Below are 17,067 nucleotides of genomic sequence, written 5' to 3'. Positions count from 1 at the left end.
CACACTTTTTTGCCGCAACAAAGAAACATCATAAGAAATCGATCCACCGTTCAGAGGTGAGCGGTGGATCGATGGGAGTGTTGATAGGGACAATGGCAGATCGATACTATAAAAATCTTATTTAGAAACGATGTTATTTTTTATTTTACACGTACGGTGCCTTCGCCTAGCATCTGCTCCATTTGCTTGAACAGGTCGGGAGAAGGCTTGATGCGATAACTGCCGCTCAGATCGAACAGCTTTTGCGATTCTTCATAAAAGAGAATCGTACCGAGCTGACCGGGATGATTGGCGAACAATTGCTTGAGCTGCTCCAGCTTGCCTGCACGCTGGGCTTCGCTCGTAATTTTGATATAGACGTGCTGCTTCGACGCATCTACGACTGCGGCTGCACTACGCTCGGCAGTTGAAGATGCCGTATTGCGCGATGAGGCGGTTCCGCCGTCTGCTGTCGATGTGCGCGCGATGGAACGCGCCGCGGCGGTTGATGAACCGCTGCTAGTTCCGCTACTGGATGACAGGGACTTTTTGCTGCGTGCAGACTGAATGCGCTGCTTGACCTTTTCCGCCATCTCCACTGTATGATCGGGAGTGAGAGGTATTACTTCTTCTGCCAGCAGTTTGAAGCCCTCGTCTTCCTGTTGCAGACGACCGCGCACGATCAGCAGTACGCCTTTGTCAACGAGATCGCGGCATTTGCGCCACGTTTCGGGGAACATCACAACTTCGCACTTCTCAATCTGGTCTTCCATTTCCATAAATGCCATCGCTTTGCCCTGCTTGGTCGTAATTGCTTTGAGCGAAACGACCATACCGGCAACAGCGACCAGACTTTCGTCTTCGGCTTCATGCAGATTCATCAACCGTGACAGACCGGACTGTTCGATCGGCTGCTCATAATCGTCCAGTGGATGACCGGACAAGTATAATCCGAGTAGCTCACGTTCAAACTCCAGCTGTTCACCCGCGCTAAATGGCGGCACATCCGGGTACGACACTTCCCAGTTCGGCTTCTCGCCCAGATCAAAGTCGAACATCTCAATCTGCAATTCCTCACGCTCTTTGCGCCATTTTGCCGCTTCCTTGATCACTTCATCTAGCATTTGCAGCAGTTGAGCACGATGCCCGGGCAAATTGTCAAAAGCACCTGCTTGAATGAGCGACTCGATGACGCGCTTGTTGCACGCCTTCGGATCGACGCGACGGCAAAAGTCGACCAGACTGTCAAACGGACGATCTTCGCGTTCCTTGATCATGCTGTTAATCGCCTGCGTACCGACATTCTTCACGGCGCCAAGACCGAAGCGGATATGTCCACCACTGGATACCGATTCATCTGGCACGGGGGTAAAGGTTACACCGCTCTGATTAATATCCGGCGGTAGCACTTCCACACCCATACGCTGACATTCCAGTACGAATTCTGCCACTCGGCGATGTACGCCCATAACGGCGGTCAGCATTGATGCGATAAATTGAACCGGATAATGCGCTTTGAGATAAGCGGTCTGGAATGCCAACACGCCATAAGCGGTCGCATGCGCACGCGGGAAACCATAATCGGCAAAGCGAACGATCATATCATACACAACATTGGCATCCTGCTCGCTATAATTCTGCTTGAGACTACCTTCCACAAAGTGGGCACGCTCCTGATCCAACACTTCGCGTTTCTTTTTAGAAACGGCTCGGCGCAGCAGATCGGCTTCCCCAAGTGAGAAACCCGCCATCAAGGAAGCAATCTGCATAATCTGCTCCTGATACACGATAATCCCATACGTATCTTGCAGAATTGGCTGCAAATCGGGATGCGGATATTCCACCGTAATGCTGCCATGCTTGCCTTCAATATAACGCGGGATAAAGTCCATTGGACCTGGACGATACAGCGCATTGACCGAGACGATATCTTCAAATTCACTCGGTTTCATATCGCGCAGCACACGACGAATTCCCGGCGACTCCAACTGGAATACGCCCATCGTATCGCCTTGACTGAGCATTTTGTAAGTGAGCGCATCATCCATCGGAATTTGGTCAAAATTAATCACTTCACCGGTCTGTTCCTTGATCCAGTCCAAACAGCGTTCGATGATAGATAAGGTGCGTAGTCCGAGAAAGTCCATTTTCAGCATACCGATTGCTTCCAGATTTTCCATCGCATACTGGGTCAGCACGGCATGCTCACTACCTTCTTGCAACGGTACGACATCAGTTAGCGGACCACTGGAAATGACGACACCTGCGGCATGAGTAGAAGCATGACGCGGCATCCCTTCGACCTTGAGCGCGGTATCGATCAATTCCTTCACCGCTGGTGATTGAGCAGCGCGGTCACGCAGCTCGGACACCTGATCCAGCGCGCGCTGAATCGTCACGCCAATCTGCGCCGGAATCAGCTTGGCAGCGCGGTCGGTATCAGAATAGGGCACATTGAGTGCTCGTCCAACGTCGCGTACAGCTGCACGGGCAGCCAGCGTTCCGAAGGTGATGATCTGAGCAACCCGATCACGTCCATATTTGGATACAACATAATCAATCATCTCATCACGTCGCAGATCGCTGAAGTCGATATCAATATCCGGCATCGATACGCGATCTGGATTCAGGAAACGTTCAAATAGAAGCTTATATCGAATCGGATCGACATTCGTAATCCGTAGTACATATGCTACCAGACTGCCTGCTGATGAGCCCCTGCCCGGTCCGGTCACAATGCCGGTTTCATGAGCAAACTTCATAAAGTCCCATACAATCAGAAAATAATCGGCAAAGCCCATATTGCCGATGACAGATAATTCGTATTGCAGACGCTGCTCTAGCTCGGCACGTTGTTCTGGTACATTCCATAGCTCGCCCTCGCTATACCGCTGCTCCAATCCTTCACGACATAGCTGTTCCAGATAGCGGGCAGCATCTACCCCTTCCGGCAATGGATGATACGATGGCAACAGCGATTGACCAAGCGGAATATTCAATTGACATTTGTCAGCGATAGCAACCGTGTTGGCAGTCGCTTCCGGCACATGCGGGAATAACGTATCCATCTGCTGACCATTTTTCAGGTATAGCTGGTTCGTCGGGATGCGCAGACGACTTTCATCGTCTACCGTTTTGCCAGTGCCGATACAGATCAGCACATCCTGCGTTTTGGCATCGTCCTCGGTGAGATAATGCACATCATTAGTAGCGACGAGTGGCACATGTAATTCGCGTGCTAATTGAATGAGCAGCGGATTGACTTTCTTCTGCTCTGCCAGACCGTGATCTTGCAATTCGATATAGAAATCTTCACCGAAAATATCCAGATAACGCTGGGCAGCCTGTTTAGCCTTTTCCGGTTCATTGTTCAGCAGATGCTGCGGAATCTCGCCGCCCAGACAGGCGCTCAGGCAAATAATGCCTTCGTGATATTGTCGCAGCACTTCCCCATCAATACGGGGCTTATAGTGAAAGCCTTCGAGGTGCCCGATTGAGCACAGCTTCATCAGGTTTCGATAACCAGTTTCGTTCTTCGCCAGTAACAGCAGATGATGAATCGGCTGATCTTTGCGCGCAGCCTTTTCACGGCGCGAACCGGCAGTATAGTAGACTTCACAGCCGATAATCGGCTTGATGCCGTGCTGTAAACAAGCTTTGTAAAATGGGATGGCTCCATACATCACGCCATGATCCGTCAGCGCGAGCGAGGTCATGCCATTCTCCGCTGCACGGCTCACTAGATCTTGAATACGCGCAGCCCCGTCGAGCAGACTGTATTCACTATGCACGTGCAAATGTACGAATGGGGTCATACGCTTCCCTGCTTTCTGTAGTCGTATTTCTGAGATTCTATACAGCCATTACCCACCATTTTGCGGGCATACTCAGCTTTATTATTTTACCATAAATGGTCCATTGATCTGTATGTTCCACGAAAACTTTATACTCGGTCACGACAAATACTGACAATACTTTCTAATGTTTTACTTATTGTCACCGATAAAAAGAATATTGTATGCAAGTTTACACTTGATTAAGTGGAGAGCGGGGGCAAAATCATGAAGAGGCAGTTAATACTTGTTGTGTCAATTATCACCATTGTACCATTGTTGGTGTTCGGAGCGTTCAGTCTGATTAGCACAACCCAGAAAATCCAGAACGATGCATATGCCATGAATGAGCAGAACGTCGATCTCGTGCTGCAAAAGGCACAAACACTCGTAAACAGCGAGCTGTCCATGCTGCAACAGCTGGCAACGAACCCGGAATTCAAACAGTATACACCTGACCAGCTTCCCCAAACGAAAAATCTGCTCGCTCAAGTAGCTGGTCTGCATCCAGAATTGCAAACGCTTGTATTTAGCGATCAGGATGGTCAGCAGATCGCCAAAAATACCGATGCCGATTTGGATAATGTCAGTGATCGCGATTATTACAAGCAGTTGATCGCCACACAGAAGCCTGTCATCTCCGATGTGCTAGTCAGCAAATCTTCCGGCAAAAAAATTATTAACATCGTTTACCCTGTGTTTGATAACAGCAATGCATTGACTGGCTTTGTACAATGTTCATTGCCGCTGGATACGATGAGCACATATGCCAAGGAATTTTCCACCAATGGGCAAACTGCCTATATTGCTGACCGTGCCGGTGTAGTGCTGGCTCACCCTGATACGACACAGCTGGATAGCGATATTCATACAACGACTGCCTTTCAACAAGGATCAGCTGGTAACAGTGGCACACTCATTTATGGAACAGGAGCCGCGAAAAAGGTCGTTTCTTATATGAAAGATCCAATTACAGGTTGGACGGTATTCAGCGAGAAGTCATACAGCTTGATTATGCAGGAATATTTCACCTTGCTGTACAGCAGTATCATTATTCTTGTCATCTCCCTGATTGTTGCGATTGTAGCCGGTTATATATTTGCCGGACGATTAACACGACCGATTATGCAGCTTGTTCAAGCGACCGATTCGGTTGCCAAAGGCGATCTGACGACAACATGGAATATTCGTGCCAAGCATGAAGTAGCGGCGCTATCGCAATCACTTGCCGAGATGACTTCCAGCCTGCGCGAGATTGTCGCCCATGTCAAAGATACGTCGCTGCATCTGGCTTCTTCTTCGGAACAATTAAATGCCAGTTCTACCGAAACGACACACGCGTCGCAGCATATCGCCGAATCGATCCAGCAAATGGCTTCCGGTTCGGAGCGACAGTCCGAGCAGGTGAATCATACTTCAGGTACCGTGTATCAGATGGCTGATGGTATTCAGCATATTGCCGGTAGCGCTCAGCAGGTTGCCGCCACCGCTGCTTTGACCGCAGATAAAGTAACCGAGGGCGACAATGCGCTGCGCTCTGCGAACGATGAGATTGGTAAGCTGCAATCTATTTTCAATGAATTGTCCGGCTCCGTCGGTAATCTGAGCCAGCATTCTCAAACGATTGGCGAGATTGTAACTGCCATTGCTCAGATTGCCAAGCAGACCAATCTGCTGTCTCTCAATGCAGGTATCGAAGCCGCCCGCGCTGGTGAGCATGGCAAAGGCTTCAGCGTCGTTGCCAAGGAAATCCGGAATCTGGCAGACGAAGCATCCTCTTCTGCCAATCAGATTGGCGGCTTGATCCAGAACATTCAGACCGAAATCCAGTCCGTCGTTGGCAAAACGAATGCTGGTGCCAGCGAGGTCAAACAAAGCATCAGCGCTGTGCAAACGGCAGGTGATTCGTTCGGTCAGATTCGTAGCTATGTAAATCAGGTGGTCGATAGTATCCAAAGTGTATCCGACGCATCCTTCACTCTGTCTCATGGTACGAGCCGAGTTATTCAATCGGTCAACGAAATGTCTGGTATTAGCAGTCAAGCCGTTGGCGAGATCGAATCGGTCTCTGCTGCTACCGAGCAGCAATTGGCGACAATGGAAGAGATTTCTTCGTCCGCAGCTGTTTTGTCCAGCGTGGCGCAGGAATTGAAAGGCATGGTTGACCGTTTTAAAGTGTAATCAGACTACACTGTTCAGCAACAGTGCATTGCTATATATACCAAAGAGGCTGCCCGCTTATATCGGTGCAGCCTCTTTGCTGTATACATGTTGGTTCGATATATCGCTTCACCTTACTGTAGCATGTCACTTCATCGTATACTCTCAGCCATGATCAATCGATTGCAATGTCAGCATCGATTTGGAGACGGGCGCATTTTCGTACAGAATCTCAATCTCGACTTTGTATGTGCGGCGGCTTGCTTCAAGCACGGTCGGACGAATCATAATCGCATCCTCAATTTGAACCGGACGCAGGAAATACGTAGACATATTGTCCAGTACATAATCATGACCGGTAAATAATCGTGCGGTGCGAATCGCTGCTTGAATCATAACCGAGATCAGAATGCCTTCGGAAATGTTACCTAGCTCCGTCGCCATCTGTGGCGTAATGAAGCCATGGAAGACCACGCCACCCTCTTCATCCCGTTCTTCGGCAAATCCGTTCCAGATCAGATAATCGAACGTCTCCATATTGCCTGTATTCGGCTCATGCTGTGCATCACGCATCGCTTGCAGTACTTCACGTCTTGTGACCGTGCCGATCAGCTTGCGGTTCCGGTCAACGATAGGTAGAAAGTCGATACTTTCCCACATCATCGTCTGCGCGGCGGACGCCAGTGACGTTTGCAGCGTTGCGGTAATCGGACGACGCACTAACACCTTTTCAATAGGTTGATCCGGTGGCAATTGCTGAATTTCCTTACGTCCAACAATGCCGATGATCCGATTCCATTCGTCAACTACTGCCAGCCGTTGATAGCCAGTCTTCTCTGCCGTTTCGTGAAAATCATCCGCTGTGCTGGATGCCTTCAGTACACCCGGCTTCGGTCTACCAGCGATAATATCCTCAACTAGCATAATTTTCTTTTTGATCATCCGGTCGAATAAGGCTCGGTTAATCATGGACGCCACGGTAAATGTATCATGACGCGACAAAATAATCGGCAGACCGCGTGCATCCGCAAGCGCTTTGACCTCCGGGCTAGTGCTAAAACCACCGGTAATCAGCACTGCTGCGCCATGCTCCAACGCCAGATGGTGGGCATCCTCTCGGTTACCGACAATAAGCAGACTACCTGCTTCCACATAACGCATCATCGCATCCAGCTTCATCGCACCGATCGCGTACTTCACAAGCGTTTTGTCTAGACCACTGCCGCCGCCCAATACTTTGCCTTCTACAATGTCCGCTACATCGGCAAATGTCAGTTGATCAGATACACCGCGTGGACGCTTCTCGATCCGTACCGTACCAATCCGCTCGCGTGTAATGACGATGCCCATCGTTTCCGCTTCTTTGACCGCACGATAGGCAGTACCTTCACTAACACCCATCTGCCTTGCCAGCTTGCGTACCGAGATTTTGGAGCCAACTTTGAGCTTTTCGATATGTTGTAACAGCTGCTCATGCTTCGTAATCGAATCATCCTGTTCTTGCAACTGTAGCACCACCTTTCCGTATCTGTATCACTATTGTTGTATTATAGCACAAAAAAGCAGCGCGTCTCCTCCCAATTTGGGATAAGTCGCGCTGCTTCTCTGCTCCGGGCGATATCGTCATCCGAAGTTATAACCGATGATTAGTAATAGCTGGAAGCATTAACTGTTCCTGCTGTGATCCTATCAGTATGAAAGGATGCTGTTATACTCTTATTGCAATGCTGCATTATGACAGATTATTGAGCTGAACCGCCATACAGATGGCTCAAACTGTCAGTAATGATTTTATTAATATCTTCGATGATTGTGCTCAGACGTTGCTCGGCATCAAACAGACGACGAATGTTGAGGTTCAGATTCAGTACCTCGAACAGCTTTTCCATTTGTTCCATTTCTTCCGGGTTCGGCATATCGCCAGACATCATACGTTGTTGTACTTCAATCTGACGCGCACGGAAATCGTCCAGCATGCGTTTGCTTTCCGGGTCGTTGTCGATCAGTTGCATCGCTGCGGTAATATCAGCCACTTCTTTGCTATCGCGAATCGATTGAGACAATTCGTTGGCCTTGTCATAAATGTTTGTCATAAAAAGCCCCACTTTCCGGTGAATCCATCACCGTTGTTTTATACATGCTAACAGCCTGCCCGCAGCTCCAGCCACGGCAGGCCAAAACATATCCATTACAGGGTAACTGATTTGCAGGTCAAAGTAAAACCGTGCCGCTACTCCGCTTTATTAAACACATCCAGCAGTTGTTCAAACGACGTAATAATCACATCCGAGCCATCCAGCTCATGACTGTCACCAAAATCCGCATACCGACAACCGATCACGGTCTGCTCATTCTGGCGTCCTGCTTCGACATCGGACGAACGATCACCGACCATCCATGCGCGGTCGATCTGATGCTGTTCCAGCAATAGCTTCACGAGATCAACCTTGGTCGCTGTCTGGTACTCGCCCGCGCTGTAGACGCCATCCAGTATATCGTTAAGCTGGTGCACATCCACGATCCCTTTTACATAGCCTTCTAGCCCGTTGCTGGCGATAAATAGCTTTACACCGTGACGATGTAGTTCACGCAGTGTCTGCTCCACCTGCGGATACAAACGCGATGTACCTGCCTTCATACGATCAATTTGCAGCTGTTCCAGCAGCTCATTCGCGCGTACAATTGTGCGTTCTCCCACACCGGGCATCACACGCGCCCAGATATCTTCCAGCAGCATACCGAGCGAACCGAGAATAATTTCTTCCGGCGGTGTCTCGCCTTCGTACAACCCTTCCTGACGCAGTTGTTCAAAGGTGGCATAATAGGCGGGCAGCAGAACGGTTTCCGTTTCAAACAGCGTTCCGTCCATATCAAACATCATCGCTTCTGGCTTGCGTAGTACTGGAAATTCACTCATCATTCGCACTCCTTTTCCATACTTCTATACTATGTATACATGTAGCACAGGCGGTATGGACAAGATCCATACCGCCTGTATACCATTGTATGATTCAAACCAATCTTATCGGCTCAACGATTTGCATCTCTACAGTTGTTTACGATTCGCCGGATGAACGCTCCTCATTGCGATGTTCATTTTCCTCGTCCTCTTCATCTTCCTGTTGAGGCAGCGGATGAACATGCACCCGCATAATGCGCAGACGCTCTGATTCGGCAACCTCGAATACGACACCGTCCACTTCGACGGTTTTGCCATTTTCCGGTACGCCCTCTAGCTCCTTGAACATCCAGCCTCCGATGGAATCGACTTCATCGTCGTCAATCTCCACCCCGGACAGCTCGTTCACATCTTCGATCAACATACGACCATCCACCGAAATGATATCGCCGATCCGTTCCACATCTGGCCGCTCATCTTCGAACTCATCGTACAGCTCGCCAACAATCTCTTCCAGAATCTCCTCAGCAGTCAGCAAACCAGCAGTACCGCCGTATTCATCAACTACCAGCGTCATCTGAGCATGATTCTTCTGCATCAATTGCAATACATGGCTGATCTCCATCGACTCTGGTACGTTAAGGATCGGACGAGCCAGCGCAGCCAGATCATACGGCTGATTAACTGGCGACAACAGTACATCGGTAATATGTACAAAGCCGATGATTCTGTCCTTGTCTTCCACCGCCACTGGATAACGCGAATGCTTCGTATCCTGAATGATCGCCAGATTCTCTTCTTTGGACAGATTCGTATACAAGCAATTCATATCGGTACGAGGCAACATCACTTCACGTGCAAGCAGATCGGAAAATTCAAAAATATTGTTAACGAGCTCAATCTCGCCTTCATCCATAACCCCGCTCTTAGCGCTCTGGTTCATCAGAATGCGAATTTCTTCTTCAGAATGCGCACCTTCCGCTTCGCTCGCAGGCTCAATACCAACTGCGCGCAGAACACCATTGGCAGCCGTATTCAGCAACCAGATAAACGGGAAGAATACCCGGTAAAAGAACAGCAGCGGCGCAGACAATGCCAGCGATACGCCATCTGTCCGCTGAATAGCCAGCGACTTGGGCGCCAACTCGCCTAGTACAATATGCAAAAACGTAATCACCGCAAATCCGATAATGACCGAAATCGTCGTAATTAACGTGCCGTCGGTAAAGCCTAATTTGTACATAAGCGGTTCTACCAGCAGCTCGGATATCGCCGGCTCACCGACCCAACCAAGCCCGAGCGAGGCAAGTGTGATACCGAACTGAGTAGCTGACAAATACGCATCCAGTTTGCTGTTTACCTTGAGCGCATACCCTGCCAGACGGTTGCCTTCACTTTTCAATTCCGTTAGCCGCGAATGCCTCACTTTGACCAGTGAGAATTCGGCGGCCACAAAAAATCCATTCAAAAATACAAGTACAAATACAAGAGCCAAATTGAGTATTAAACTGCCGATCTCAAACTCATGCCCCAACCGGAACGCCCCTTTTCTCGGATATATGGTACATCAGCCGCACACTGCCGCCGGAACCCATACACGGCGTACCTGCGCACAATGAAGGCGACTTTTACAGTATCGCTTTGCGTGATTTGAAATCCGTATCTTTGTAATACATATCTGCCACGAGCAGATTCGGACCGCAGCAAGCAGCCAGATCGCAATGACAATTGACCTGCTGATTCAGCGGATGGTTATTGCTCCATTCGCCAAAGATATCATCCAGCTTACGGTTTGCAATATTGCCAAATGCCGGAATCGCCGCAAAGTCGGTTACAAACACATCCCCGGTAAACATATTCACATTGACCCGGTTGCGTCCGTCTGGATCGTTACGTACCGTTACATTGCGCTCGCCGCGTAGACGCGATACGATCTCGCGATCTTCTTTGCCCGGATTGCAGCTAAAAAATGGCAATGTACCGAACAGCATCCACATATCCTGATCCCGATGATCCAACAGATCGTGAATCGCAGCACGGAAATCTTCCAGTGACAGCACTGGCAGTTTAGCGGCAAAATCAGCAGCATACATCGGATGCACCTCATGACGCTGACAGCCCATTTCGCGAATCAGATTATGAATCTCTGGCAGCTTGCGGTGTGTGCGGTAATTAATCATCGACTCGGCGGAAATGAACATGCCTGCGTCGCTCAGACGACGCGTATTGTCGATCATCTTGTCATACATGCGTACAGCGGCTTCGCGCGGAACCGGATGACCGCTATTGGCAAAGCCCACCTCATGGAAATCATCGGGTGATGTATAGTTAAATGAAATATGCATAACGTCCAGATACGGCAGCAATTGCTCGTATCGGCCGATGTCCAGCGTCAGGTTGGAGTTGATCTGAGAACGGATCCCGCGTTCGCGTGCATAACGCAGCAGCGGAACGATCACCTCATCTACTGTTTTTTTACGAAACGACGGTTCCCCGCCGGTAATGCTGATCGTCTGCAAATGCTCTACCTCATCAAGGCGTTTGAGCATCAGCGGTAGCGGGATCATGTCCGGTTCGCGCAATACGAGCGAATCGCCGACCGCGCAATGCTCACAGCGCATATTGCACAGATTGGTCACCGTCATCTCCACGCTTGTCAGCGTATGTTTGCCGTACTGGCGAAGTGATTGCAGTGGGTCCCACGGATCGTAACTCGGGGATAATTCCTTCAGCGGCCACTCACTTCTGTGTATAACTGTCATTTATTTTTCACCTTATTTCATGTATTAACCCTGAAATTCACTCTGCATAACGGATCATATGCACATCTACTATGCAATTGTTGGTACAAGGTCTTGTTTATCATAACATAAACCAGCGCGCTCCGGCACAGCTAGACACCGCACCCGGCGTTTGCAATTCACTTCGCAGCAGATCGCGGATAAATTCGGACAGCATATATGTCACACCCGCACTCTCGCTGAGCGATTCGTATCCGATTCGAAAGGTAAACATATCTAGCGAGCCAACGCTATATTCACGCTGGTCATCCAGTATCTCTGTTCCTATCTTGATGCTTGTTATACGCTCATAGGGCGGGCGCGACCAATCCACATGAACATTCATGCCATCTACACATAACCCACCTAGCACTTTGCCGCGAAAGCCATAACCCATAATCGGCTTATGCGTAAATTCACCTAGCAGTGATTGTTCCAGCGCCTGCCGAATGCTGCTGCCTTTGAGCAAGGTCAGACACGGATTGATCGGTGACGGACAGAGACGGTGTAGCAGTGCCTCACTAATCTCGCCTGCTGGCAATGGGCCAAGCAATTGTCCACTATTCACGATGGACAGCTCCGCTCCGGTATAACGGCGCACCGCCTGCGCCAACAGATTGCCAAGCGGAGATTCATGCTCGTAGTTGATATCTAATGGTCTTTCCAGCATCGCAATCGCATGGCTCATCCGTTCTTCTGCACGCTGACGATGAAGCACAATCGCCGCTTCAATCTCGGCGCTACGCTCCATCTCTGGTGAGGTTGGAACTAGCCCGCTATCCAATAGACGTGGACGGTTGCCATGTACATCCTTTTGCCAGCTCATATACCCCATATAATGTCCAAATTTGCCAGCTGCTCCGACTACGGTATGACCGATCTGCAACGGACGCTCCAGTACATGATGGCTATGACCGCCCAGAATTACATCCAACTCCGGTAATTGCTCTGCCAATCTCTGATCGGTGGACAATCCAAGATGCGACATTAACACTAGCAAATCCACCTGACCTCGAAGCTGCCGAATGAGTGGTTGTAAGCTTGCCAGTGGTTCGCTTACATTCCAGCCCAGAATGTCGTAGAAATCACCATAAGGCGCGGTTGCCCCAACCAGTCCGATTGTCCAGCCGCTTTTCTCGATAATTCGGTATGGCTCCATCCATACTGGCGGCGCCCCTGTTTCATACTCTATCACATTGCTGCATATGACCGGACTAACAATGCCAGCATATGTCTGATTCAGAATCTCTGGCGTATATGTCAACCCTTCGTTGTTACCAATTGTGATTGCATCATAGCCGGTCATATTGAGAATATCGACATTGGCACCACCGCTGGAGCCTTCCGTTTCCATCGCCATCCGATCCATATGATCGCCGATATCGAGCAATAGCACATGCTCATCGCCGCAGCGTTGCCGATATTCATCCGCGATTGCAGCCAGGATGCCCATATTTTCAAAATGACTGTGCAGATCATTGGTATGCAAAATCGTGATCATATCGCTGTCTCGTTGCTGTTCTGTGTTCATACGGGAACCCCTTTCGTCTCAATAGCTTCTATGATGATGTATCATCACGCACAAATTCGGGTATTATCGCAAATATAAACATTGATTATATCATTGCTGCCGATGTCCGTATGTGTTTTTCTTGTCACACCAATATGACATCAGAATATGGTACTATCAAAAGTGATAAATACATGTTGGAGGTCGTTACTTTTATGCAGTATACCATTAAATTATTCGCCGGGCTTGCCGAACGAATCGGACAGTCCGAAGTTCAAATAAATATCGAGCCACCAGTCGCTGATGATGGCACCACATTGCCGGTTACAGTAGCTCATTTGAAGGAAACGCTATCTTCTTTATACCCTGATGCGGAAAATTCCATCCGTCACGCCTTTGCAGCTGTTAACCAAGAGTACGCTTCGGTCGATAATACTATTAAGGAAAATGACGAATTGGCACTTATTCCGCCCGTATCCGGTGGATCAGGTGCCGATAACGGCGCGCAAACTCCAGATGGGCTGTATGTCATTACCGGCAATGTGCTGTCTGCGGAAGAAGTGATTGCCAAAGTTGGCGATAACAATCACGGTGCTACGATTGCGTTTATCGGCACAACACGCGAGATGACTGGCGAGATGCAGACGATTCATCTGGAATATGAAGCTTATGTACCGATGGCATTGAGTCAATTGCAAAAAATCGGAACTGAAATTGCCAGCCGCTGGCCCGGCACACGCTGTGCAATCAGTCATCGTACTGGCACCGTTGCAATCGCCGAGACGAGTGTCATCATCGCGGTATCTTCCTCTCATCGCAATGATGCATATGAAGCCAGTCGCTTCGCCATTGAACGGCTCAAAGAAACCGTGCCAATCTGGAAAAAAGAAATATGGGCGGACGGTTCCGAATGGAAAGGTGCGCAAACCGGACCGTGGAATCCGGTAGAGCCAAAGTCCTGAGTCCTTTTATCCACGTTTCCGTTGTTATCAAAATTCTTTCTTGATATGATACATTTAACATTCATTTATGGAGGTGCCCCGCATTGAGAGTGCATGTGACAGATTTAAAGCCGGGAGATACGCTGTTAAGTGATACATTCAACTCATTCGGCATTCACATTATGCAAAAGGGCCATACTCTTCTTTCCAATGATATCAGCAAGCTGCTACAGCATGGTGTTGATTATGTGGAGATTGAGAACACGGTTGATTCTTTACAGACCGAACCTGTGCGTTCGCTGGAAGAAGCGAAAGTGCATTTTGATACTGCCTTGTCGGGCTTTGAAAATCTGTTTCTGAGTGCGGCTTCGCGTGGCGAATTCGATGGTAGCCAGGTGGATCAGATGCTGGAGCCGCTAATGAACGAGCTGCATACTCAGAAGGACGTCGTATCCGTCCTATTCGTGCTCAATGATACGGATAATTACACGTATACCCATTCTCTTCAGGTTGGCATGCTGTCTTATTATCTGGCAACGTGGATGGGCTATACAGAGCGTGAAGCGTATATTATCGGACGCGCTGGTTATTTGCATGATGTTGGCAAATCAAAGGTTCCACCTCAGATTCTGAACAAGCCGGGCAAGCTGACTGCGGACGAATTTGAGATTATGAAGCAACATACGACATTTGGGCATGATCTGATTATGCAATCTACAGGGGATGAGATTAGCGCCATTGTCGCTCTACAACATCATGAGCGTACCGATGGCAAAGGATATCCTCACGGTCTCAAGCTGGAAGATATTCACCCATATTCGCGAATCGTTTCGGTTGCTGATATTTATAGTGCGATGACGACCAATCGGGTGTATCAATCCAAGCAAGAGCTGCTCAAAGTATTAAAAGAGCTGCATCGTATGAGTTTCGGTCAGCTGTACCCGGATGCAGCGCAGACATTTATCCGCAATATGTTACCGAATATGATCGGCAAAAAAGTTCGTCTCAACTCCGGCGAAACTGGCAAAATCGTCATGACCAATCCGTCGGATTATTTCCGCCCGTTGATCGAAACAGATAAAGGCTTCAAAGACCTGTCCATGCAATCCAATCTGGAAATTGAAGATATTTTCTTATAGCGCATTCGATAGTCTCGTCTGCGCTCCGCTTACTTCAGCTCTTACCGTCTACTTATAGATTTGCCATACTTATGTAGAAATCAATAAACAGGCACGCCACTATAAGAAGCATGCGACCGTATATTATCCCAAATGGGATGAAACGGTCCATGGTTCTATATAACCGGCGTGCCTGTTTGTTTTGTATGTTGGATCATGTCGCTAGTATCTGTTCATGCTCTACCCGCGAATACATGAATGCAGGAATGCAGCAATACATCCTATTCCAACGAGATATTGTAATCTTTACGCAAATAGTCATGAATCTGTTCAAAATCTTGTTTGGTCAGCTCACGTAGACGCTTGTCTTTACCTTCATGTCCCAAAATAATGCCCATCGTCTCGGCTGCCAACGCGGTAGTTGGAGTGATGCGTGCACTACCGTATGCCTGAATCTCTGCACCGATATTTTTACCAGCGACCAATACATTATCGTAATTCTTCAATTCAAATGATCGCATTGGAATGCCGTAAAAGTCTGGTTTGCCGTATCCTTTGCCTGTTGGAACTTCACGTGTACCTTGGATATCCATCGGATAACCGCCCACACTCACATTGTCCCAGAACATATTGCTGTCTTGTACATCGTTATAAGTCAGCACATAATCTGTCTGATACCGGTTATAGTCACGGATATATAGATAATCCGGGAACCCGTTCAGCTCGGCGTTTTTGTAGCCGGGAATATTGTCACGCAGAAATTTCAGCACTTCCGGCGCCGCGGCTTTGCCTTTGGCGATTGCTTTGCTGACGGATTCTGGATTGGATGGATCGACATCATAGATCAGCAGTGCATTGATGATCACATCGCCATGCTTCTGATAAGTTGAGTTGATGCCGCGTAGCTTGAGCTGAGAATCCGCCAGCTTGAGCTTGTCGGTCACCTTGTTGAATCCGGTGCCAAAGTCGTAATCGACATACGTGTTCGTTCCATATTTCGCTTCCAGATTGGAGAGCGGATAGTCCAATAATGTCGCACTGTGGAGAGCGATCCAGTCGACGTTTTTGAATTTGAGCATATATGTTGCTGCCATATACTCGGGCTTATCGCTATCACTGAAAATGGACTCCACACCCGGAATCCGCGTAACGTCCAGCTTGGAGCTGAGTGCAGCATAGTCGGTATTTTCCACAAAATAACGTGCTGATACCGTATGCTCTGCACCATCCTTCTCCGTATATGTGATGCTGGAAATGGAGTGCATATTGTTCACTTCGTCCTGCTGGATATGCCCGAGCGTGATGCCGCTTTTGAGCGTAATGCCCTGAATCAACCCGTTATAATATTCCACAAAATCGGATTCCTTGCGAATTTCGCCGCTATTGTAGGCATTATAAAGCTTCTTCATCTCGCCTTGAACAAGACTGACTTTCTTATTGTTGTTCGGCTCGTCCAGTACGAGCATCTGTCCCTGTAACAGCTGACCACCCGGCTCGTTCCGCGGATCAAGGATCAGTACATTCAATCCTTCATCGTGCGCTGCCTTTGCCATCAGAATGCCTTCAATCTCGCTTCCGATCAGCACGAGATCGTATTGCTCATCCACTGTCGGTGCCGGTTGCTGAGCAGTTGTATCATTGCCGCTTGTCGGGTTGGAGACGTCCGTCGAAGTCATTCCATTCTGACTTTGAGCAGCCGCATTGTTAGTTTGCCCATTCGAATCGGCTGCGTTGTTAGTTTCGGCGGTGGATACTTGCTGCTGCATGTACCATACTGTGCCACCCACTCCAATGATCAATACGGCAAGCAATGTAAGGAGCCATGCGCGTATGGAATTCTTTTTTCG

The 17,067-nt window shown here is 48.8% G+C and carries 11 protein-coding genes; 3 read left to right on the top strand and 8 right to left on the bottom strand.

Annotation, left to right across the window (positions count from 1 at the left end; genetic code table 11):
* Window positions 1–140 precede the first annotated feature (140 nt).
* Window positions 141–3,794: a DNA polymerase III subunit alpha gene (locus tag ACE3MZ_RS07440; RefSeq protein ID WP_411345818.1), complete on the bottom strand. Its 3,654-nt coding sequence runs from the start codon at window positions 3,792–3,794 to the stop codon at window positions 141–143.
* Window positions 3,795–4,040: 246 nt separating this feature from the next.
* On the opposite strand from ACE3MZ_RS07440, the gene ACE3MZ_RS07435 reads away from it, so the two are divergent.
* Window positions 4,041–5,993: a methyl-accepting chemotaxis protein gene (locus tag ACE3MZ_RS07435; protein WP_411345817.1), complete on the top strand. Its 1,953-nt coding sequence runs from the start codon at window positions 4,041–4,043 to the stop codon at window positions 5,991–5,993.
* Window positions 5,994–6,137: 144 nt separating this feature from the next.
* Here ACE3MZ_RS07435 and ACE3MZ_RS07430 read toward each other — a convergent pair whose 3' ends face one another.
* From ACE3MZ_RS07430 to ACE3MZ_RS07405, 6 genes are all read right to left on the bottom strand, one after another.
* Window positions 6,138–7,478: a DRTGG domain-containing protein gene (locus tag ACE3MZ_RS07430; protein WP_411345816.1), complete on the bottom strand. Its 1,341-nt coding sequence runs from the start codon at window positions 7,476–7,478 to the stop codon at window positions 6,138–6,140.
* A 236-nt stretch (window positions 7,479–7,714) separates the two neighbouring features.
* A complete protein-coding gene (locus tag ACE3MZ_RS07425; RefSeq protein WP_411345815.1) occupies window positions 7,715–8,065 on the bottom strand; it encodes a YlbF family regulator in 351 nt (116 codons plus the stop codon).
* A 137-nt stretch (window positions 8,066–8,202) separates the two neighbouring features.
* Window positions 8,203–8,889 (bottom strand): HAD family hydrolase, encoded by a 687-nt coding sequence (locus ACE3MZ_RS07420; RefSeq protein ID WP_411346725.1) that lies wholly within the window; start codon window positions 8,887–8,889, stop codon window positions 8,203–8,205.
* A gap of 139 nt (window positions 8,890–9,028) precedes the next feature.
* Window positions 9,029–10,405, bottom strand: a complete 1,377-nt coding sequence (locus ACE3MZ_RS07415; RefSeq protein ID WP_411345814.1) for a hemolysin family protein — start codon at window positions 10,403–10,405, stop codon at window positions 9,029–9,031.
* A 94-nt stretch (window positions 10,406–10,499) separates the two neighbouring features.
* A complete protein-coding gene (gene yfkAB, locus ACE3MZ_RS07410) occupies window positions 10,500–11,633 on the bottom strand; it encodes a radical SAM/CxCxxxxC motif protein YfkAB (RefSeq protein ID WP_411345813.1) in 1,134 nt (377 codons plus the stop codon).
* A 100-nt stretch (window positions 11,634–11,733) separates the two neighbouring features.
* Window positions 11,734–13,182, bottom strand: a complete 1,449-nt coding sequence (locus ACE3MZ_RS07405; RefSeq protein WP_411345812.1) for a bifunctional metallophosphatase/5'-nucleotidase — start codon at window positions 13,180–13,182, stop codon at window positions 11,734–11,736.
* Window positions 13,183–13,376: 194 nt separating this feature from the next.
* Here ACE3MZ_RS07405 and ACE3MZ_RS07400 point away from each other — a divergent pair, with 194 nt between their 5' ends.
* Together ACE3MZ_RS07400 and ACE3MZ_RS07395 are read left to right on the top strand one after the other, a co-directional pair.
* Window positions 13,377–14,123, top strand: a complete 747-nt coding sequence (locus ACE3MZ_RS07400; protein ID WP_411345811.1) for a molybdenum cofactor biosynthesis protein — start codon at window positions 13,377–13,379, stop codon at window positions 14,121–14,123.
* 83 nt (window positions 14,124–14,206) lie between these two features.
* Window positions 14,207–15,241 carry an HD-GYP domain-containing protein gene (locus tag ACE3MZ_RS07395; protein WP_411345810.1) on the top strand — a complete coding sequence of 345 codons (1,035 nt, stop codon included), beginning with the start codon at window positions 14,207–14,209 and terminating at the stop codon, window positions 15,239–15,241.
* A 260-nt stretch (window positions 15,242–15,501) separates the two neighbouring features.
* On the opposite strand, the gene ACE3MZ_RS07390 is transcribed toward ACE3MZ_RS07395, so the two are convergent.
* Entirely contained in the window at window positions 15,502–16,986 is a 1,485-nt protein-coding gene (locus ACE3MZ_RS07390; protein WP_411345809.1) for an FAD-dependent oxidoreductase, read from the bottom strand.
* Window positions 16,987–17,067: the final 81 nt, after the last annotated feature.

It is taken from the genome of Paenibacillus sp. WLX1005, from assembly GCF_046603685.1.
Classification (GTDB): Bacteria; Bacillota; Bacilli; order Paenibacillales; family Paenibacillaceae; genus Saccharibacillus.
The sequence above is the reverse complement of the archived record's forward strand: the minus strand, read 5'-3'. Positions and strand labels throughout refer to the sequence as shown.